Origin of the sequence: Psychrobacter sp. 2Y5, from assembly GCF_051847375.1 — a bacterium.
GTDB lineage: Bacteria > Pseudomonadota > Gammaproteobacteria > Pseudomonadales > Moraxellaceae > Psychrobacter.
On sequence record NZ_JBPYDA010000005.1, the window covers coordinates 156090 to 176000 of the forward strand.

General features: G+C 44.2%; 17 protein-coding genes and 1 tRNA gene. 7 read left to right on the forward strand and 11 right to left on the reverse strand.

Translation table 11 applies throughout. The annotated features are described in order from the left end of the window. Nucleotides 1–248: 248 nt before the first annotated feature. A complete protein-coding gene (locus ACS8E3_RS07115) occupies nucleotides 249–1238 on the reverse strand; it encodes a LysR family transcriptional regulator (RefSeq protein WP_439242681.1) in 990 nt (329 codons plus the stop codon). A gap of 750 nt (nucleotides 1239–1988) precedes the next feature. Between ACS8E3_RS07115 and ACS8E3_RS07120 the strand changes: the two genes are divergently transcribed. Then, a complete protein-coding gene (locus ACS8E3_RS07120; protein WP_439242683.1) occupies nucleotides 1989–3578 on the forward strand; it encodes an isocitrate lyase in 1590 nt (529 codons plus the stop codon). A 279-nt stretch (nucleotides 3579–3857) separates the two neighbouring features. Beyond that, complete coding sequence (locus ACS8E3_RS07125; protein ID WP_439242685.1) at nucleotides 3858–5435, forward strand: CYTH and CHAD domain-containing protein; 1578 nt, start codon at nucleotides 3858–3860, stop codon at nucleotides 5433–5435. Between the two features lie 95 nt (nucleotides 5436–5530). On the opposite strand, the gene ACS8E3_RS07130 is transcribed toward ACS8E3_RS07125, so the two are convergent. After that, nucleotides 5531–6046, reverse strand: a complete 516-nt coding sequence (locus ACS8E3_RS07130; protein ID WP_439242687.1) for a L,D-transpeptidase family protein — start codon at nucleotides 6044–6046, stop codon at nucleotides 5531–5533. A 131-nt stretch (nucleotides 6047–6177) separates the two neighbouring features. Here ACS8E3_RS07130 and ACS8E3_RS07135 point away from each other — a divergent pair, with 131 nt between their 5' ends. After that, nucleotides 6178–7464 carry a hypothetical protein gene (locus tag ACS8E3_RS07135; RefSeq protein ID WP_439242689.1) on the forward strand — a complete coding sequence of 429 codons (1287 nt, stop codon included), beginning with the start codon at nucleotides 6178–6180 and terminating at the stop codon, nucleotides 7462–7464. Nucleotides 7465–7541: 77 nt separating this feature from the next. On the opposite strand, the gene ACS8E3_RS07140 is transcribed toward ACS8E3_RS07135, so the two are convergent. Then, nucleotides 7542–8780, reverse strand: a complete 1239-nt coding sequence (locus ACS8E3_RS07140; protein ID WP_439242691.1) for an argininosuccinate synthase — start codon at nucleotides 8778–8780, stop codon at nucleotides 7542–7544. 346 nt (nucleotides 8781–9126) lie between these two features. Between ACS8E3_RS07140 and pyrC the strand changes: the two genes are divergently transcribed. The 4 genes from pyrC (at nucleotide 9127) to ACS8E3_RS07160 (ending at nucleotide 11537) form a co-directional block, all read left to right on the forward strand. After that, complete coding sequence (gene pyrC, locus ACS8E3_RS07145; RefSeq protein WP_439242693.1) at nucleotides 9127–10206, forward strand: dihydroorotase; 1080 nt, start codon at nucleotides 9127–9129, stop codon at nucleotides 10204–10206. A 213-nt stretch (nucleotides 10207–10419) separates the two neighbouring features. Then, the gene (rnt, locus tag ACS8E3_RS07150) at nucleotides 10420–11097 is read left to right on the forward strand and encodes a ribonuclease T (RefSeq protein WP_439242803.1); all 678 of its coding nucleotides are present in this window, start codon (nucleotides 10420–10422) and stop codon (nucleotides 11095–11097) included. 114 nt (nucleotides 11098–11211) lie between these two features. After that, nucleotides 11212–11409 (forward strand): hypothetical protein, encoded by a 198-nt coding sequence (locus ACS8E3_RS07155; protein WP_439242695.1) that lies wholly within the window; start codon nucleotides 11212–11214, stop codon nucleotides 11407–11409. A gap of 52 nt (nucleotides 11410–11461) precedes the next feature. Further along, nucleotides 11462–11537: transfer RNA gene (locus tag ACS8E3_RS07160), tRNA-Glu, on the forward strand. Nucleotides 11538–11822: 285 nt separating this feature from the next. Here ACS8E3_RS07160 and ACS8E3_RS07165 read toward each other — a convergent pair. The 8 genes from ACS8E3_RS07165 to kdsA form a co-directional block, all read right to left on the reverse strand. After that, a complete protein-coding gene (locus ACS8E3_RS07165; protein WP_439242697.1) occupies nucleotides 11823–12425 on the reverse strand; it encodes a BLUF domain-containing protein in 603 nt (200 codons plus the stop codon). A gap of 422 nt (nucleotides 12426–12847) precedes the next feature. Next, complete coding sequence (ispD, locus tag ACS8E3_RS07170; RefSeq protein ID WP_439242699.1) at nucleotides 12848–13603, reverse strand: 2-C-methyl-D-erythritol 4-phosphate cytidylyltransferase; 756 nt, start codon at nucleotides 13601–13603, stop codon at nucleotides 12848–12850. A gap of 81 nt (nucleotides 13604–13684) precedes the next feature. Beyond that, on the reverse strand, nucleotides 13685–13999 hold the full coding sequence (locus ACS8E3_RS07175) for an FtsB family cell division protein (RefSeq protein WP_439242700.1): 315 nt from the start codon (nucleotides 13997–13999) through the stop codon (nucleotides 13685–13687). Between the two features lie 77 nt (nucleotides 14000–14076). Then, nucleotides 14077–15393: a phosphopyruvate hydratase gene (gene eno, locus ACS8E3_RS07180; RefSeq protein ID WP_439242702.1), complete on the reverse strand. Its 1317-nt coding sequence runs from the start codon at nucleotides 15391–15393 to the stop codon at nucleotides 14077–14079. A 112-nt stretch (nucleotides 15394–15505) separates the two neighbouring features. After that, on the reverse strand, nucleotides 15506–17860 hold the full coding sequence (locus ACS8E3_RS07185) for a heavy metal translocating P-type ATPase (RefSeq protein ID WP_439242704.1): 2355 nt from the start codon (nucleotides 17858–17860) through the stop codon (nucleotides 15506–15508). 222 nt (nucleotides 17861–18082) lie between these two features. Beyond that, nucleotides 18083–18307, reverse strand: a complete 225-nt coding sequence (locus ACS8E3_RS07190; protein ID WP_439242706.1) for a heavy-metal-associated domain-containing protein — start codon at nucleotides 18305–18307, stop codon at nucleotides 18083–18085. Between the two features lie 257 nt (nucleotides 18308–18564). Next, complete coding sequence (locus ACS8E3_RS07195; RefSeq protein ID WP_439242708.1) at nucleotides 18565–18819, reverse strand: cation transporter; 255 nt, start codon at nucleotides 18817–18819, stop codon at nucleotides 18565–18567. Nucleotides 18820–18859: 40 nt separating this feature from the next. Further along, the gene (gene kdsA, locus ACS8E3_RS07200; RefSeq protein ID WP_439242710.1) at nucleotides 18860–19735 is read right to left on the reverse strand and encodes a 3-deoxy-8-phosphooctulonate synthase; all 876 of its coding nucleotides are present in this window, start codon (nucleotides 19733–19735) and stop codon (nucleotides 18860–18862) included. Nucleotides 19736–19911: the final 176 nt, after the last annotated feature.

The window sequence follows — 19911 nt, forward strand, 5'->3', positions numbered from 1 at the left end:
AATTTTACAAGATATAATGAAGTGTGATTTTGATGTTAATAATGTGACTGAAATATAAAGGCCTACTTAATAAAGTCTATTAAGTAGGCCTAAAGTATTAATAGAATTATCAGTACAATAATTCCTATTGGATGGAATGATAAACATAAAAAAGACCCACCTATGAGTTGGCCTTGAGAGCACTGGAATAGCACTCTTATAACATTGTAACAGCATATAGCTATCGTTCGATAAAGTAGTTTATCTTGTTAGAATAACTGCGTAATAACGGGAATGTCTTGCTGTTGCCCCTCTTCCTCGGCTACCACTTGCCGAGCAACATGCATAATCAGTTGTCGTAACCAACGATGCGCTGGGTGATGCTGCAGTAGTGGTGACCACGCCATCGTCAGTTCAAACTCAGGAATGAAGAAAGGCGGCTCTTTCATAACGATGCTATCATTGGTCGCTTGCATACGAGCAACTCGCGTTGGCAAAGTCGCGATCAAGTCCTTATTAGCAGCTAGCATCGCTGGCATCTGATAATGACGAGTAAACACACTTATCTGACGCTTTTGCCCTAAGCGCTGTAGAGCTTGATCAATAGATCCGAGGCCACCAGACTTTTCTGGATTAACCCCAAACCCTACGCCCATGCCCGTCTTAGAGACCCAAACATGCTGGCCTTTGAGGTAGTTTTTGAGATTGAACCGATTCACGTAAGGACTATCAGCAGATAGCAGGCAACTAAAAGTATCACGCCAGACCAGCACTTGGTGAAAGCTTTGCGGTATTTCATTAAAGCGATTAATCGCCAAATCGACTCGGCCCTGCTCCATATCACGATAAGACACGTCTGATGGAGTCAAAAAGTCTAAAATAACGTTAGGCGCCTCAGAACGCAGAGCCTTGACCAGTTTAGGAACCAAAGTAGCTTCTGCATAATCCGACGTCATAATCCGGAAGACACGTGACGTACTATAAGGACGAAACTCCGTACGCGGCTCAAGCACTTGCGTCAAATCAGCGAGTATTTCCCGAATCCGAGGTTGTAGTTCAAGCGCACGCTCCGTCGGTGTCATTCCCTCAGAAGAGCGCACTAATAGCGGATCATTAAATAGCTTACGCAGACGGCGCAAGATGTTACTCATAGCAGGCTGGGTGATACCTAACTGCTCAGCGGCGCGTGTGACATTCTTTTCTCGAAGCAATACATCTAAATGTACTAATAAATTTAAATCAACCCGCTGCAAATTCATATGTGTTTCTCTTCGCTTTATAATAAATGCCACTTAGCGTTAATAGCTACATGAGCGCTATTTTTAAATACTGATGATAAATGATTAAATTGCTCTACTGATCTGAAAACGACCACTATGCTTATCTATAGAGCTAAATGCGTAAAGCTAAGTTTTGTAGAGTCCAATTGCGGTAGAACTAAGTGTCTAGAATCGCTCCAAAAAACCGAACGCACCCGTTAACTTAGGCAAAAGACCATTTAGTAACCCATCTAGCCTATTATCTTTATATATAACTCACTGATTTTATTAAACTATATTTATAATAAATACCAAAGATAACTATCATAAATTAGGTAAATCACACTAAATTGTCTATAGTAAGACTCAACGCTTAACTCGCATGCCCGCTCTAAGCCGTGTTACTGGCGAATATTGTAACATTTCTGATGGATAACAAGTAGCTTCAACGTCATCACCCTATCGTTACTTCTTGATGGTTCATTTGCTCTTTTTTCGTAAATAATTTAAATGAAACACCTTGTATTTAGAAGCAGGTTTGTTTAGGGTAATAGTCCTAATATTTCAAGAAGACAAATGCCGTCTCTACTATTAAACGATTACTAGGCCAACAAGGCAGGCATTTAGTATTAAGTAATCAATCAGTATCAAAGTAGTCGTAACTCAATCGCAACTATAGTTCCATACAATATAATTTTCGATAAACTCTTGTTTTACCTCGTTTTTTTCACCCCACCAAGGAGACAGTAAATGTCAACAACCTATAAGTCAGCTATCGATTTAGTACGTGAATTAAAGCAAAAGCATGGTAACTGGCAAAATATCAGCGAAACTGATGCTGCCCGTATGATGATACAAAACCGCTTCAAAACCGGTTTAGACATTGCAAAGTACACTGCTAAAATCATGCGCCAAGACATGGAAGACTACGACAATGATACTTCTCAGTATACTCAGTCTTTAGGTGCTTGGCACGGTTTTGTTGCTCAACAAACCATGTATGCAAAGAAAAAATACTTCGGTACTACCTCAAAGACTTATATCTACCTATCAGGCTGGATGGTAGCTGCGCTACGTTCTGAGTTTGGTCCTCTACCTGACCAATCTATGCACGAAAAAACGTCAGTACCTAAGCTTATTGAAGAGATCTACACTTTCTTACGCCAAGCTGACGCTAAAGTATTGAACGATTACTTCCGTGAGCTAAACGCTGCCGAAGAAGCGGGTCAAGACACTAAAGCTATCTTAGAGAAAATCGAAAACTTCGACTCTCATGTCGTGCCAATCATTGCTGATATCGATGCCGGTTTCGGTAACGAAGAAGCCACTTACTTGCTCACTAAGCAGATGATCGAAGCTGGTGCTTGTGCCATTCAGGTCGAAAACCAAGTTTCTGACGCTAAGCAGTGTGGTCACCAGGCTGGTAAAGTAACGGTACCGCATGAAGACTATATCGCTAAGCTTAACGCTATTCGCTATGCTTTCTTAGAGCTAGGTGTTGAAGACGGCGTTATCGTTGCCCGTACTGATTCTGAAGGCGCATCGTTAACACAAAAAATCCCAGTATCAAATGAGCCAGGCGACCTTGCTTCTAAATATATCGACTTCCTAGAAATGGAAGAAGTGAGCATTGAAGACGCTAACGAAAACGATAGTTTACTTAAGCATGACGGCAAATTGGTACGTCCAGTTCGTATGCCAAACGGCTTGTACAGCTTCCGTGAAGACACCAACATCGACCGCGTCGTACTTGACTGTGTAACTGCTCTAGAAAACGGTGCAGATCTACTATGGATCGAAACGCCTACTCCAGACGTAGCACACATCAAAATGATGGTAGATCGTATCAAAGAGCAGCAGCCAAAAGCGAAGCTCGTTTATAACAACAGCCCATCGTTCAACTGGACGCTAAACTTCCGTAAGCAAATCATTGCTAAGTGGGAAGAAGAAGGCAAAGACATCTCTAAGTACAACAAAGATGACTTAATGAGCAGCGACTATGATGGTACTGAGCTTGATGAAGCTGCTGACGAAGCTGCTAAGAACTTCCAACGTGATGCCTCACGTGAAGCAGGTGTCTTCCATCACTTAATCACCCTACCAACTTATCACACGACTGCTCTAAGTGTGCATGAGCTAGCTAAAGGCTACTTCGGTGAAGAAGGTATGCTTGCATATGCCGCTGGCGTACAACGTAAAGAAATCCGTGAAGGCATTTCATGCGTTAAGCATCAAGCAATGGCCGGTTCTGATCTTGGCGATGATCACAAAGAGATCTTCTCAGGTGACAACGCTCTAAAAGCTGGTGGTGGCAAGAACACTATGAACCAGTTTGGTTAATCTCAAGCTATAAACTATGAATAACTCATAGCTTTGTAAGCTTAAATAAAAGTCACTCTACAACAGTAGAGTGGCTTTTTTTATGACTATATTTTACCTGTGGTTAATGCAGGTACTGTACCTGCGCCAACTCACTTTTTAAAAGAGCATTGGATATAAAGAGCATTGGATCTATTACAACCATTACTTCAGTCTTAGGCAAAACTTTACTTGTCATTCATTGACAGCTTTCATAGGATAGAAACAAACCCACTATTATAAAAACTCCTAGGAGACATCATGCAAGAGATTGAATTGAAGTTCTTGGTGCCAAAAGCTCGATTAAAAGGTCTTATGCGTCAGGCAAAAGTAAAATCCTCACAGACGACAATGATGTCCGCCCATTATTTTGATACGCCCAAACAAGAGCTTGCCAAAAGCGGTATAGGGCTGCGAATTCGCCGTGAAGGCGATGAATGGGTACAAACTATCAAAGCCGGTGGCGATGTCATTGCTGCGCGTCTAGAGCACAATATCACTCTAGATAGTGAACTGGTGCAGACGATGTTAGCGACGGATAGCTTGCTGCCTGATTTATCAATATATAAAGAGACCGCTATTGCCCCAGCTTTAGCAGACTTTAAACTCAAAAAAATCAATAAAAAATTAACGCGTCAATATATCACCGATATCGAGCGCACCACTCGCTTATTAGTAGAAGATGAAACCCAAAGCGCGAATGAGCAAGGTACAGTGAGTACCATTGAGGTGGCCTATGATCATGGCAAGATTATTCATGGGACAGATGAAGCAAAAGTGCAGGATATGCAAGAGATAGAGTTTGAGCTGGTCTCAGGCGAGTTAGAGTTTTTATTCGCTACTGCAAAAGTATGGTGCAAACGCTATAAGCTGTGTTTATCAACTGTCACTAAAGCTGAGCGTGGTAGCTTACTACTCCATGAGCAAGACTTTAGCCCTGCGGTTCGCGCCAACCTAGACGCGCTAAGAATCGATGAAGACAGTAGCTTGCCGGCGTTCGTGCGTACAGTCGTTCATAACTGCTTATTACAGATACTACCTAATAGTAGCGCCATCGCAGCGGGTAGCCAAGATAACGAGCATGTCCTGCAGCTACGTATAGGCATACAACGATTACGCAGCGCGCTTAAGAGCTTTAAAAAATTCTCCGAGCAGCTCAATCCTGAATGGCTGCCTATCTTAAAACAAACGGCGACACTACTAGGCGATTATCGCCAGTTGGCTTACTTAGTCACTAATGTCGAGCCAACGCTACAATACGCTGGCGCGCCTAGCGTTGATTGGAGCGCTGATATCGACAAACTAAAAATAACGCCGATAGACGCCGTTCGTGCCAATGACTTTCAGCTGACTTTGCTTGAGCTTATCGCTTTTACGATGAGTGACACTACTCACGAGCCAAAAGCCTATAAATGCGCGCAAGATAAAGTGGCAAAAAGACTCTCTAAGCAGCATATTAAGCTGCTTAAGGCTGAGTATGATTTTGAAGATATCATTTTGGAGGCTTCTACTGATGATACTGATCGGAGCGCTGCTATCTATGATAAAGCGCACCAACTGCGTAAGCAGCTCAAAAAAATGCGCTATCTCAGCGAGTTTGCCGCCCCTTTTTATGCAAAGAAAAAAAGTAAACGTTGGCTAAAACGTCTGAAAAAAGCGCAGCGAGCGCTTGGGGAGTATTTAGATCACCGCCAATATCAGCACTATTATCAGCAAAAATCTCACACTGACACGCAAGCTTTATATGGGGCCGGATGGTTTGCCGCGCAGCTAGAATCTGATACTAAACGCTGTAAAAAACATTTGGCTAAGCTGCAAGATACTGCTAGCTTTTGGTAAGGGCTACTTTGAGCTAAACAAATGGCCCCAAAATAGCTTAAAGGAATAATCTTTTACCTTAAAACCATTTAATCCTAAAAAGGCACGCTCTCATGCTAACCCTCTATAAGTGTTACGGGCGTGCCCTCTTCTACTTGGATAAATAGCTCCATGATATCGGCATTGCGCATACGCACACAGCCATGTGAGAGTGGTATGCCCATCAGCTCACTATCAGGAGTGCCGTGGATATAAATGTAGCGCTGATAGGTATCACAGCCGCCTTGCTCATTACTGCCTTTATTGACGCCTTCCTCTAAGCCTTTAAGCCATAAAATACGGCTGAGTATCCAATCTCGCTGTGGATACTGACTCCCTAAATCTATGTCATATACTTCACCAGTAGCAACGCGTCCGACAAATACCGTATTCATAGGCGCATCGCCACCAATTTTTTGGGCAATAACGTGACGACCAAGCGGGGTGCAGCCACTGTCTTGTTGACTACCGATACCATTTTTGGCAGTTGAGATAGGATAAGGAGGGCTAGCTACCCCATTGTTATAAGTAGTCAATGTCTGCGCTGCGATGTTAATTACCAATTCTGTCTTTGGTATATCGATATTTTTCATATATAAATCCAGATAAAATTATTAGCCCTATCAATAACATAAAAGCCCTCTAAAATTTTCTAATATTAGGGGATTGTATCTGCATAGCTTGCACCGTAAGATAGATAAACACTTTTTGATGCTAGCAGATTATGACCACTATTTCACCGACACGCGTGTCGATGTATGATTTTTTGTATCAGGATATTCAGCCTCTGACTTCTTTATTAGCCGATGCTGCCACTCTCTCGCTGCCGCAAACCCGTATAGCCGTAAACAGCAGCGTGCAGGCCATCCTTGCTGCTTTGCTGGCTTACCAGCAGCGCCACCAAGCGCAAGCGGTGAATAAAAAACTGTTCTCACGAGCAGCGGTCAAAGAGCTACGCCAGTACAATGCGATGAATTTTGCGACGTTAAGTGCCACGCTTTATCACCGTCATGATGTCACTGAGACTTTATTCATTGATAGTACTCGTGTCAATGATGCTTGTGACTATATTGCCGGTCAAATTGATGGCAGCCCTGCCCAAGTCAAAACCCTCCTCGGTACTCTGACTATTATTGTGCTACGCGAGCTGGCTATTTTGACAGAGTATAGTCAATTGGATAATGAGGAGTTGGACAAATGGTTTGACTTGCAACCGCAGTTCTTAACCAAGCAGCGTTTTGCAGCAGATTCAGCGGCTAGTAGCGAGGCCAATGCTAACCTCCAAGCCTCTAGCAAAGAGATGGCTCCAACTAAACCTACGAATAATGAGTTAGACACGACTGCAGACCCACAAGCGCTGAGCACTGAAGCTACAGACGCTAAAATAGCTGATATCGAACAAGCAGATTCACAAGTGCTTGATATTAGACCACCAGCGTTTGATGCTTACTGGTATGAGCTGATGAAATTCAAGCCTAATCTTGCTGCTTCTGGGCAAGATATGCAACAGGCGACGTCTAATTATCTAAAGGTAATAGGCCGCTCGCCTGAAAATATCCAACAAGGCCGACATAACGACTTACTCATCTTTACCCAGATTCCTAATATCAGTGTGCCGCATCAGCGTTGGCTGTTACAGCTAGCCAAAATCTCTGACATCTATCTCAATCGTCAGCGTCTGCGTATTGCCTCTGAACCTATCAATCCGCCGAGCGCGCCATTAGTCAGCTTAGCGTTAATCGGTGGCAATAGCGATAACACGCCTGCCACTACGAGTGAGACGCCGATTGAGTACGAGCCTGCAGCACCGCTTTGGAAAAACCCTGTCATTCTTATAATTATCCTAGTCATTGGTGCGCTCAGTGCTTTGGCTGCCCTGAAATATCAATCACAAAAATCAAGCGGAGCGATAACCGCAACTGAGGCGGTCATAGAACACGATCAAGCCGAAGAGCGCAAGCAACAGGACGTCGCTATTGTAAAAGTCGATGACGAAGAGGATGCGAAGTAACTCTAGCGGTAAAAGCCTTTTTGCATAAAAAAACAGAGACCTAAAGCCTCTGTTTTTTATCATAAGTTTTGGTAGCTTTACTTAGATAGATCGCGACCACGACTGGCTTCGATCGCTAGACGTAGACCATTTAGACGGATGAAACCTTCAGCGTCTTTTTGGTCATAAGCACCCGCATCATCTTCAAAAGTGGCGATTTTTTCGTCGAATAATGAATCATCTGACTTACGACCAACGACGCTTACGCAGCCTTTGTACAGCTTCACACGTACCGTACCGTTGACATACTCTTGCGACTTGTCGATAAGCTCTTGTAGCATAAGACGCTCAGGGCTGAACCAATAACCGTTATAGATAATCTTAGCATAGCGTGGCATGATCTCATCTTTTAGATGCGCCGCTTCCCGATCTAGTGTCAAAGACTCAATGCCGCGATGCGCTTTTAGCATGATAGTACCGGCTGGTGTCTCATAACAGCCACGCGACTTCATACCAACGTAACGGTTTTCAACGATATCTAAACGGCCGATACCATGCTTGCCGCCAAGCTCATTGAGCTTAATCATCACCTCATAAGGCTTGAGTGCTTCGCCATCGATAGCAACGAGATCGCCTTTTTTGTACTCTAATTCTAGATATTGCGGCTCATCAGGTGCCTCTTCTGGGCTCACTGACCAGCGCCACATATCTTCCTCAGCTTCTGCATACGGATCTTCTAAGATACCGCCTTCATAGGAGATATGCAGCAAGTTGGCATCCATAGAGTATGGAGATTTTTTCTTATTACCAGCGTAATCGATTGCGATATTGTGCTCTTCGGCGTATTTCATTAAGCTTTCACGGCTCGATAGATCCCACTCACGCCAAGGCGCGATAGTGACAATATCAGGGGATAAAGCGACAGCGCCTAGCTCAAAACGTACTTGATCGTTACCTTTACCAGTTGCACCGTGACTAATAGCATCGGCATTATGCTCTTTGGCAATCTCAACCAAGCGCTTGGCGATGAGTGGACGCGCAATAGAGGTGCCTAGTAAGTACTCGCCTTCGTAGATGGCATTAGCACGGAACATTGGGAAGACATAATCACGAGCAAACTCTTCACGTAAGTCTTCGATATAGATATCTTTAATACCCATCGCTTCCGCTTTGGCGCGAGCGGGCTCAACCTCTTCGCCCTGACCGATATCAGCGGTAAAGGTGATGACTTCTGCATCATAAGTTTCTTGTAGCCATTTGGCAATGATGGAAGTATCAAGACCACCTGAATAGGCTAAGACAATTTTATTGATATTTTTTGGATCAAGTTGCGCCATAAATAACTCCTGCTGTCAGTATAATGAGTGGTAAGTAAATATAATTAGTGATAAATAATATAAAAAAGATTAAAAAAGCACGAAAAAAGATGAAAACTGAGTCAAAAATAGATTCCATCTCCAGTGTACATCATATTTGCTATAGGCAAAAGTCTAACAGCGCGCGCAGCTTAGATCATCATGCTAAGCAGTGCCCAGCTCGTCTGCTTTTGCCAATAATTATGTAGAGATGTGCAGCCACATATTCAGTCATGTCAGTAAACCTGTTATGATAGTCAAACAATAAATGTGGTTTTATTAGAGCATTTTTACGCCTTTTATCTCATCAATCAACCTATTGAGCGCTATGATTCCTATTACTGATTCGATTGCAGAGTTAACTATCCTTCAGCCAGATGACTGGCATCTTCATTTGCGTGATGATCAGGCGCTTGCTACTACAGTGCCGCACGCAGCGTCCAGCTTCAACCGCGTCATCTGCATGCCAAACCTCGTTCCGCCCGTCAAAAACACCGACGATGCTCGCGCCTATCGTGAGCGTATCTTGCAGCGACTGCAAATAAGCGATATTCCAAAGGAGCGTAAAGCTGCCTTTGATCCACGTATGACTCTGTATATGACCGATCAAACGAGCGTACAAGATATCGAAGCTGCCGCTCAATCCGGCATCGTGCAAGCGGTCAAACTCTATCCAGCCGGTGCCACAACCAACTCCGCTGATGGGGTTACTGATATTAACGCTCGCGCTGATATCTTTGAGGCCATGGAGAAGCACAACTTACCGCTACTCATTCATGGTGAAGTTACTCATAGTCATGTGGACATCTTTGATCGAGAAAAACGCTTTTTAGAAGAGGTCATGGGACAAATCATCGGCAAGTTTCCTACGCTAAAGATCGTCATGGAACATATTACGACCAGTGATGCAGCGGATTTTGTGTTGTCACAAGGTAATCATGTCGCCGCAACGATTACCCCGCAGCATTTGATGCTCAATCGCAACCATTTGTTAGTAGGCGGCATCAGACCACATCTATATTGTCTGCCTATCCTAAAGCGCGAAAGCCATCAGAAAGTATTACTAGATGTCGCGACTAGTGGTAATCCAAAATTCTTTTTGGGTACCGACTCCGCCCCGCATGCGACGGACAAAAAAGAAGCAGCGTGCGGCTGTGCCGGTTGCTATAGCTCAGAGGTGGCGCTTGCTTTGTATGCCACGGCTTTTGATAGCGTCGGTAAAATCGATAAGCTAGAAGGCTTTGCCAGTCGTTTTGGGGCGCAGTTCTATGGGTTAGAGCTAAACACTGAGACAGTCACTTTGACTAAGACCCCGATGCAAGTCCCGAGCGCTTACCCTTACTTTGATGGCTCTACCCTCACCCCGCTGATGGCCGGTGAGACGCTACCTTGGTCTATCAAAGACTAATCGATAGACCCGCCAACCTCAAACTTCGCTAATGAGCGCAGTTTACTAAGCCGTTGCAAAACGGCTTTTTCACTGATGATAAACACGATTTAGATGGTTATGACTATGCAAAGCGAGATGACTTCGTCCACCGAAAATTTAACGAGTAAGACAGGTAAGGATAAAAACAGCACCCCTTCAGCAAATCTGGAGGCAGTAGAGGTACAGGCGCCGATGACCCTAAAAGAGCGCTTTCGTAAGTTTATGCCTGTCGTCGTCGATGTAGAAACCGCAGGTTTCAATGCTCAGACCGATGCTTTGCTGGAGATTGCGTGTATTCCGATCCTACTCAACGATGAAGGCGTGTTTTATTTAGGAGAGGCGTTAAACGCACATATTGAGCCGTTTGAAGGCGCAAACCTAGAACCCAAAGCCTTAGCATTTACCGGTATTGACCCCAATAACCCTATGCGTAAAGCCATCGCTGAAGATGAGAAGACAGCGCTACGCCGTATCTTTAAGGCGCTTAAAGAAGTACGCCGTGAGCAAGAGTGTCGTCAATGCGTCTTGGTCGGTCATAACGCCCATTTTGACTTAGGGTTTTTAAACGCTGCGGTGCTACGTACCAATAGCAAAAACCATAGCTCTTTTCACCAGTTCTCAGTCTTTGATACGGTGACTTTATCGGCTTTAGCTTTTGGACAGACAGTACTGGCACGCGCTTGTAAAGCCGCAGGGCTAGAGTTCGATGGCAACGATGCCCACTCAGCGCTCTACGATACACAAAAAACAGCCGAGCTTTTTTGTCATATTCTCAATAGCTACCCGATGCTCGCCAACGCCCTGCATGCCGATGCGCTTGAATCAGAGCCAGATGACAAGCAGGAAACTACTAGTGAACAGGAAGGTTAAAATAGCACTAACAGGCGGCCGGATAGCATTTGTAATCTTTATCTACCTTCGCTTGCTCGTCAGGTGCAATCATGCGTATGATGAGTAATAGAGGTCATTAAAGAGGATTTTGCTATGGACCCGCAAACGAAACTATGGGCGACCATTCTAGGTTATATGCTTTTAGCGATAACAATTAGTGCTTGCACTTCTTTATGGATTCGCCATCATTTAAAAAAGAATAATCTACATCCTCGCCGTGCACTGAAAAAAAGATATTTAACGTTAAAAAAACGTAGAAAAAAGCTTGACAGTAAGCACAGACGCTATTAAAATGTGCACCACTTCAGCATAAACGGTGAAAGCAGCTGAAGCGTATGACCTAGTCCCCATCGTCTAGAGGCCTAGGACACCGCCCTTTCACGGCGGTAACGGGGGTTCGAATCCCCCTGGGGACGCCACATATTAAAACGCTTACTTTTAATAGTAAGCGTTTTTAAAACCTTCAAAGTCTATTGGATTTTGAAGGTTTTTTTATGTCTAAAAATTAGACTCTGTGAGCCAAATTTTGTGGCTATATTTTTGTTCCAGTTTGGGCGTGCTCAGTATTCGATAAAGGACTGATCGATAGAGGAATATCTCTTAGGCTATTCATAACTTTCACTCTTAAAATACAAAAAGCCAGCATAATGCTGGCTTTTTTAATACTTATGATGATCTAATGAAAAATTAACTTTTTTAAACTCTTATATTTTATCTGACAACATAAACCATAATAAAGCCAAAACAATCAATACCCCTAATACAGTTTGAATAAGGAAGAAGGCTTGATGCTGGCCGACAACTCTACTAAAGGTCAGACCCAACGCACTATACTTAATAGGCTGAGTGTCGATTTCGCCTTCTATTTCTTGGTTTTCATAGTAGCCTTGCAGAATATTTACAAATCTCATCCATTCATCAGGAGCCCAATTATAGGGATTGAATGGTAGCAGCGCTTTCATCTTAGGGTCTTTAAGCATCCAGCGCTCAAGAATAATTGAACGTAATGACCACCCAGTAAAGCGGCGCTCAGTAATAGCCGAAAACTCTAAAGTCTGCACTTCCTTATGACGACTGTCTTTTAATATGCGGTTTTTTAGATTTGTTAGTGCCTGTTCTGAGCCTTCAATATATTGAAAAAAATAACCATTACCGTAGCAAAGAATACCTGAGATGTTTTCAGCTTTATTGTGTGCAATTGAGACTTCAGCGATATCATTAAGTGTACTAGCGCCAGAAAGCCCTATAGAAGTAATACGACTAATATAGATAAATTGATAGAGGTTAGTGGTGTCTGAACTTGTCATTTCATTGAGCTTTGACAATCAGATTCTCCTTATTATGATATAGACAAATAATTAAGCAAACCAGTTAAAAAGCAAACAATTATTTATAATTTATAATATAAAGGCCTGACAGGACTCAATGGGAACGTCGTGTCTAACTATATATATTATAGGATTCTTAGCCTAATTGTATAGACTTGGTTACATCATAGGCCTTTATAGTCAACAAAGCAAACAAACTCTGCTCTGAGTGCTAATTAATTGTAATTAGGAGGGTTTTGGTAATTATTATGGACAAAGCTAAAGCAGGACTAGTGATTTTGTTCAAATAAAACGATTTTTATGCAACACTTAGCTTTTCAAATACATTTTTTTGAAAGTATCAGCACATCTTATTCATATTGAGCGAATGACTTTTTTCAGATAGGATTAAGAACTTTTGTTTATTTTAAGGAGGCTTGAGCTGCCAAAATAGCAGCCAATAATATAGCATCATCAGGAAAGGTTAATTTTATATTTTGGCGGCTACCACTTACTAAGCGAATAGGTAGATCTAAGTATTCAAAGGCACTGGCCTCATCAGTGATATATAATTGATATTCATTGACATAGTCTAACAGACGGCTCAGCTCTCCGACTCGAAAGATCTGCGGCGTCTGTGCCTGCCACATGTGCTGGCGGTTAATGGTCGTTTTTATATAATCGTTATCGCTAACCGAAGAATCACTGCCATCATCGAAGTGCTGTGCAGGCGGCGCTGCAGACAGCTTCAAGGTATCTGCTACCGGAGCCGCTAAGATAGCGCCGTATGGCTCAGACATGGCGGCTGTGATAACGCTATCGATATCCTCAGTGGGCACAGCTGGACGGGCAGCATCATGGATCAAGATAAGATCGCTTTTATCAGCGCCACTCTCAAGAATAGCGCTAACGCCAGCACGGACAGATTGCCAACGCTCTGCTCCGCCGATGACATAATCAGTCGGTAGTGCAAACGTTAAGGTTGAGGCTACTTCATCATCGGCCGCAATGACTAAATAACAGCGATTTATATAGCTGCTAGAGGCTAGCCGAGTCACGCTATGCTGCAATAGAGTTTGCTCGTTTATCCTAGTGTACTGCTTAGCAACAGCAGCGCCAAAACGGCTACCGCGACCAGCAGCGACAATCATGGCGTGTATGTTCGGAGTAGTATTCATGACAGGGCTATTATCGATATTTGAAAAGGCGAAAGGCAAAGACGCAGAAATCAGCTTAAAAGCGGTTTTATCTTATAATAATTATGGATTATAGCTGCTATGGGTAGTTGGGGCAGTAGATATCTGTACAAAGGTTTCATTAGGCTTGATCAGGCCTAAATCTAAGCGTGCATGCTCTTCTACGGCTTCAAGACCGGTCTTTAAATCATGGACGTCTGTACGTAGCAGCTCATTCGCCGCTATTTGATTGTCATTAGATTGCTGCTGCTCTTCGATTTGGGTCAAGAGCTGTTTACTTGCAAAGCGGCCATTTTCGCCTAGCCAATACTGATACTGTAGCCCTAATAGTACCGCAACGGCTAAAGCAAGGAGCATGAATTGACTGAAATACTTCATAAAGGAGCTTCACATTAATGATAATAAAAGGTCTTTTCCTAACCCAGTAGAAAAAGACCGTTTAGCGAACAAGTGCGTTAACCGCGCAAGCCTATGAACTCATCGGCGCCGCGATAGCTGGCACGAACTTGCTGCTCAATACGTAGGAGCTGATTATATTTCGCAACGCGATCTGAGCGGCATAGTGAGCCAGTTTTGATTTGACCGGCAGCAGTACCGACCGCTAGGTCAGCGATAGTGCTGTCTTCAGTCTCACCTGAACGATGCGAGATAATGGTCGCATAGCCGTTCTTTTTAGCCATATAAATAGCATCTAAGGTCTCAGATAACGTCCCGATTTGATTGAACTTAATTAAGATAGCATTAGCGATATGTTTATCGATACCTTCTTGCAAGATAGCAGGATTAGTGACAAATAAATCATCGCCGACTAATTGGACTTTATCACCGATTTGTTCGGTTAGGTATTTCCAGCCGTCCCAATCTGATTCATCTAAACCATCTTCGATAGAGATAATCGGATATTGACGTGTTAAATTGACAAGATAATCAGAGAAGCCTTGGCTATCAAAAGTCTTATTACCCTCGCCTGCCAAAATATATTTGCCGTCTTTATAGAATTCACTAGCAGCGCAATCAAGCGCTAAATGAATATCATCGCCCGCCTTATAGCCGACTTGCTCAATGGCTTGCATAATGACAGTGATGGCTTCTTCGTTGCTACGCAAATTAGGAGCAAAGCCGCCCTCGTCACCGACGGCAGTATTTAAGCCTTGTGATTTTAATACTGATTTTAAGCTATGGAAAATCTCTGTGCCCGCACGTAGCGCTTCTGAGAAGCTCGTAAAACCTACCGGCTCAATCATAAACTCTTGAATGTCGACGGTATTATCAGCATGCTCACCACCATTTAGGATATTCATCATCGGCACTGGCATCGTCAAAGAAGTCTGATTACGCAGATTGGCAATATACTGATGTAACGGCAGGCTCTGTGATTTTGCCGCAGCTTTGGCAGTTGCTAAAGACACCGCTAGCATAGCATTAGCGCCTAGGCTTTCTTTATTTTCAGTACCGTCAAGCGCAATCATCGCATCATCAATTTTTTGCTGGTCAGTGACGTTTTTGTCCATCAGTGCGCTACGGATTTGGCTATTGACATTAGCGACGGCTTTTTTGACACCTTTACCTAAGTAACGATCTTTATCGCCATCTCGTAGCTCAAGCGCTTCCCGTGAGCCCGTTGAGGCACCACTTGGCGCGGCTGCACGTCCAATAGTGCCATCAGCTAAGATAACATCCGCCTCAATCGTTGGATTACCCCGTGAGTCTAAAATCTCACGAGCGCGGATGTCTTTAATTGCCGTAACGTTTGTGATTTCTTCAGCGTACATAATGTCTGTGAATTCCTTTGGTCATGCCAAGTGTGTGGGATAAAAAAGGGAAAGTAAAATGAGCTTTAATAGTTGGCATCATAGCATAAATTGGATTAAATTTTCTGGCACTTTATTTAGCTGCAGCTAGTTTTTTAGGACTTGAAACCAGTGTTGTATCATCTAGCTCGACCTTAGTTTTAAACCGCGTTAAACGCAGCGCGTTCATTAAGACAGAAATAGAGCTTAGCGCCATCGCCGCGGCGGCGATCATAGGATTTAAGAAACCAAAAGCCGCCAAGGGAATACCTAGGCAGTTATAAATAAAAGCAAAAAATAGGTTTTGTTTGATGTTACGCAGGGTGGCACTAGCGATCTTTTGCGCCGCGTCAATGTGCATCAAAGACTCACCCATCAAACGTGCAGAAGCACTATGCTGTGCGACATCTGTGCCCTCAAACATGGCAAAGCTGGCATCCGCGGTGGCCATAGCCGGGGCGTCGTTAACTCCATCACCCGCCATCGCCACTTTATGACCTGCGGTTTGTAATTTGGCAATTTGACTGGCTTTATCACGCGGGCTCATGCGGCCATAAGCCTCATCGATACCTAACTGCCAAGCGACATGATCGACCACCGACTGCTTGTCGCCACTCATCAAAATGACCTTGAGACCGGCCTCTTGTAGGGCGCTAATCGCTTGCGGTGTATCTGCTTTTAGATCGTCGGCCAAAGCAAAAGCGCCGAGCGGCTCATCATTGATACTTACGGCGACCGTACTGGCGATTTGCCAGACTTTTGGCATCAGTCTGGGTAGCTTCAAACTAGCAAATTCAGCGGTGCCAACCTTGATCACTCCTAAGCCTTCAATAGTCGCTTGAATACCTGCACCTTTGACTACATTTATCCGTGTTACTGGCATCAGTGCTAACTGGCGTGCGCTCGCTGCATTGATGAGCGCAGTTGCTAGTGGGTGACTGGCGTGCGCCTCAACGCTAGCAGCTATCTGAAGCACATCATCAGCAGCTATTGATTTATCGACCATCATTTGATCAACGATAGCCGGCTTACCAAGGGTTAACGTCCCTGTCTTGTCGAGTACGACGGTATCGATATGACCCGCCGCTTCAAGGCTTTGGGCATCTTTGAACCATACGCCATGCCTTGCTGCAACTCCCATACCCGCCATAATCGCGGCAGGAGTTGCCAGTCCTAGTGCACAAGGGCAAGCAATCACTAATACCGACACCGCATGCATAAGCGCCGTATCGACCATTCCTGTCAGCCACCAAGTGACCGCAAAGGTAATAATAGCAATAGCTATCACCACTGGCACAAAGATAGCGGTCACTCTATCAGCAAGGCGAGCTAGATCTGCCTTGGAGCCTTGGGCGTCACTAAGCGCTTGTACCATGTCGCCAAGCTTGGTATCGCTACCCTTAGCGCGCACACGGTATAATAAACTGCCGTTCTCGACCAACGCCCCTGCTAACAGCTCATCACCCACTTCTTTTTTTAGCGGTACCGACTCGCCCGTGAGATGACTCTCCTCACACCAGCCGCTGCCCTCAATCACTGTGCCATCGGTCGCGACTCGGCTGCCTTGTTTGGCGCGTAAGATATCGCCCATCTTCACCTCAGCTAGCGGCAGCGCTTGAAAACTGCCATCCGCCTGCTGTAGCTCGACCTCATCTGGGGTTAAAGATAGCAGTAAATCAATGCTATTCAAGCTATGCTTTTTGGTACGCTCCTCTAGGTATTTACCGGTACGCACAAAGGCAATGACCATCACCCCAGCTTCAAAATAAACGCCCAAGCTGTCTGCACCATGACCGCTAGCATGTCCACTTTGCAATAAACTATTTAATGTTCCATCGCCATGTGTCAGCCACAGATAAGTAGAATATCCCCAAATGGCTAGAGTGCCGATGACGACTAGCACATCCATATTAGCTAAGCCGCCTTCGATCGACGCCCAAGCGCTACTATAAAAAGGCAGTGCTAGACCAAACTGGACGATAGTTGCAAGTATAAACTGTATCCAAACCGGCGGCATCCACGCCATACCAAAGCCTGTCAGCATACCCGCCATGCCGACTAAAAAAGGCGCTAGACAGACCCAAAGTGCGATTAAGCGCCAAGGCCATTTAGTCGCGGTGTCTTCATCGGTTTTGGCAAATAAGCTATCGCCTGCCTGCAAATTGGCAACAAACCCAGTCTTATTGACCCATTCAGTGATTTGCTCAGGCGTGGTCTGCTCCGGGTTATAATCAACGTTCGCCGTCTCGCCAGCAAAGTTGACATTGACCTCGTAAACCTCATCCCTTTTATTCAGCACCTTTTCAATACGTGAGGCACAAGCCTGACAAGACATACCATCAATCGCCAGTTGCAAATGCGCGCGCTCTGGCTGCAAGGCGGTATTGGCCTGAATATCAGTATCTACTTCATAAGGCTCATCAGTAGCGGTGCGGGAAGAATCAATCATGGGATCACTCATTTAGCGATAATTAAAGAATAAGTATATTGTAGTGGTTATGAGATTAGGCTTTTTAGACTATTTTCAAGTGACATTAGGCGGTTGAATACCCTCAGTCGCTTAGCACTAAGCGCTTAGAGACGAGACGGTTTAATACAAGGTATAAAACAGTGAGCTATAAAAAAACCAGCTATCTAAAATAACTGGTATTCCTATCAATCAAAACTATACTTATGAATTAGCGACGGTAGCGTCAAATCCAGCATCATCGATAGCGCTAGCAATCTTATCAGCGCTAGTTTTTGCATCATCAAAAGTAACCGTTGCTAAGTTATCTGCTAAGTCAACCGCGATACTTACTACCCCGTCCATACCGACAGTCGCACCGTGTACGCTCTCGACACACTTCTCGCAAGTCATGCCATCGACTTTAATGATTCTCGTTTGATTTGCCATGTTAGGCTCCTTGTTATATTTGATTAATTATATTTGGTTGATTATTTTTGATTCATTATCGTTTGCTATTTTCCGGCTCATTATTTAAATGAGCTTTCGCTATCTACGTTAAGGGTTATCTTTGTTAACTACAAGAACAGTTGGTTATCAATTTATTAAGCGCTTAATAACTTGTCAGCTCAAAACAGCTAAACTAAACAAATCCTGGCAGTATTTAAAATAACCAATTGCTCAATCTGCTTGCAATCAGTCAGCCACTAATCCAAGTTGCGCGGATTTTGCGGCGCATCGATAGGAAAGGGCTGAGTAACGTAGTCCACCATCGTAATCGCTGCTGTCAACGCATGAATGCTAGTATCAGTATCTTCATAACTTACCAAAGCGGTTTTGGCCGCCGCATCAAGCTCGATTGCGGTAACCCCATGGATGTTTTTGAGCGCGGTCATTACCCCATCGATACCCTCTTGATCATCAATATTTTCGATACTGACTTTTGCGACCTGAATAGCCATAACCTTATCCTTCTAAACGGTTGAATAATTGACGTGTGCCTTATTGAGTATCTAATATCGCAAAGCCTTTGACCAATTCATCAATCTGCTTTAACTGACGCAAGAACGGCTCAAGCTGACTGGTACGCAGCGCGCAAGGGCCATCGCATTTAGCCGCCTCAGGATTGGGATGGGCTTCTAAGAACAGTCCAGCAAGCCCTGTCGCCATACCGGCCCGAGCTAACGTGGTTATTTGCTCACGGCGACCGCCTGCGCTATCACTACGCGCGCCCGGCTGCTGCAAACTATGGGTGACATCAAAAAATACTGGCACATCCATCTGCTTCATGGTATCGAAGCCCAGCATATCGACGACTAGATTGTTATAACCAAACGCGCTACCGCGCTCACATAGGATGAGCTTGTCGTTGCCAGCTTCCAAGCATTTATTCATAATATGGCGCATCTCATGCGGCGCGAGGAACTGCGCTTTTTTGATATTAATAATAGCGTCCGTCTTGGCCATCGCTTCGACTAAATCCGTCTGACGCGACAAAAAAGCAGGCAGCTGAATGATATCGGCCACCTCAGCGACAGGCTGCGCTTGATACGGCTCATGCACGTCAGTGATGATTGGCACTTGGTACTTTTCTTTGATTTGTCCGAGCCAATCTACGCCTTGCTCGAGACCTGGGCCACGAAACGAATGTAGGCTTGAGCGGTTGGCCTTATCGAAGCTAGCTTTAAACACATAGCCAATCCCTAGACGCTCGCAAATATCGATATACTGCTCAGCGATCTCAAACGCTAGCACCTTGGATTCCAAAACATTCATGCCACCAAATAATACAAACGGCTGATCGTTGCCGATATTAATGATGTCGTTATCACTTTTTTTAAGCTCGATATGCGACTGCGCAGTTAATAAATTATCCATAAAGTCGTTACCCTCGTTATTGTTATCTCTAGCTCATATTGTAACCGATAGCACATTAAAGAAAAGTGCTTGATTGCAACAGATAAACTTTAACCACAAAATAAAAGCTACGTAGCTAAATATAGTTCATTCACTTTGAAAACGATACAGTGCGGTTGGGATGGATTTTGCGCAGC

Excerpts from the sequence above, each read along its gene's own strand:
- ACS8E3_RS07115 (WP_439242681.1), bottom strand. The coding sequence starts at position 1,238 with ATGAATTTGCAGCGGGTTGATTTAAATTTATTAGTACATTTAGATGTA.
- ACS8E3_RS07125 (WP_439242685.1), top strand. The coding sequence starts at position 3,858 with ATGCAAGAGATTGAATTGAAGTTCTTGGTGCCAAAAGCTCGATTAAAA.
- ACS8E3_RS07120 (WP_439242683.1), top strand. The coding sequence starts at position 1,989 with ATGTCAACAACCTATAAGTCAGCTATCGATTTAGTACGTGAATTAAAG.
- ACS8E3_RS07130 (WP_439242687.1), bottom strand. The coding sequence starts at position 6,046 with ATGAAAAATATCGATATACCAAAGACAGAATTGGTAATTAACATCGCA.
- ispD (WP_439242699.1), bottom strand. The coding sequence starts at position 13,603 with ATGAATACTACTCCGAACATACACGCCATGATTGTCGCTGCTGGTCGC.
- pyrC (WP_439242693.1), top strand. The coding sequence starts at position 9,127 with ATGATTCCTATTACTGATTCGATTGCAGAGTTAACTATCCTTCAGCCA.
- ACS8E3_RS07165 (WP_439242697.1), bottom strand. The coding sequence starts at position 12,425 with ATGACAAGTTCAGACACCACTAACCTCTATCAATTTATCTATATTAGT.
- ACS8E3_RS07195 (WP_439242708.1), bottom strand. The coding sequence starts at position 18,819 with ATGGCTATTCAGGTCGCAAAAGTCAGTATCGAAAATATTGATGATCAA.
- eno (WP_439242702.1), bottom strand. The coding sequence starts at position 15,393 with ATGTACGCTGAAGAAATCACAAACGTTACGGCAATTAAAGACATCCGC.
- ACS8E3_RS07135 (WP_439242689.1), top strand. The coding sequence starts at position 6,178 with ATGACCACTATTTCACCGACACGCGTGTCGATGTATGATTTTTTGTAT.
- rnt (WP_439242803.1), top strand. The coding sequence starts at position 10,420 with ATGACCCTAAAAGAGCGCTTTCGTAAGTTTATGCCTGTCGTCGTCGAT.
- kdsA (WP_439242710.1), bottom strand. The coding sequence starts at position 19,735 with ATGGATAATTTATTAACTGCGCAGTCGCATATCGAGCTTAAAAAAAGT.
- ACS8E3_RS07155 (WP_439242695.1), top strand. The coding sequence starts at position 11,212 with ATGGACCCGCAAACGAAACTATGGGCGACCATTCTAGGTTATATGCTT.
- ACS8E3_RS07190 (WP_439242706.1), bottom strand. The coding sequence starts at position 18,307 with ATGGCAAATCAAACGAGAATCATTAAAGTCGATGGCATGACTTGCGAG.
- ACS8E3_RS07175 (WP_439242700.1), bottom strand. The coding sequence starts at position 13,999 with ATGAAGTATTTCAGTCAATTCATGCTCCTTGCTTTAGCCGTTGCGGTA.
- ACS8E3_RS07140 (WP_439242691.1), bottom strand. The coding sequence starts at position 8,780 with ATGGCGCAACTTGATCCAAAAAATATCAATAAAATTGTCTTAGCCTAT.
- ACS8E3_RS07185 (WP_439242704.1), bottom strand. The coding sequence starts at position 17,860 with ATGATTGATTCTTCCCGCACCGCTACTGATGAGCCTTATGAAGTAGAT.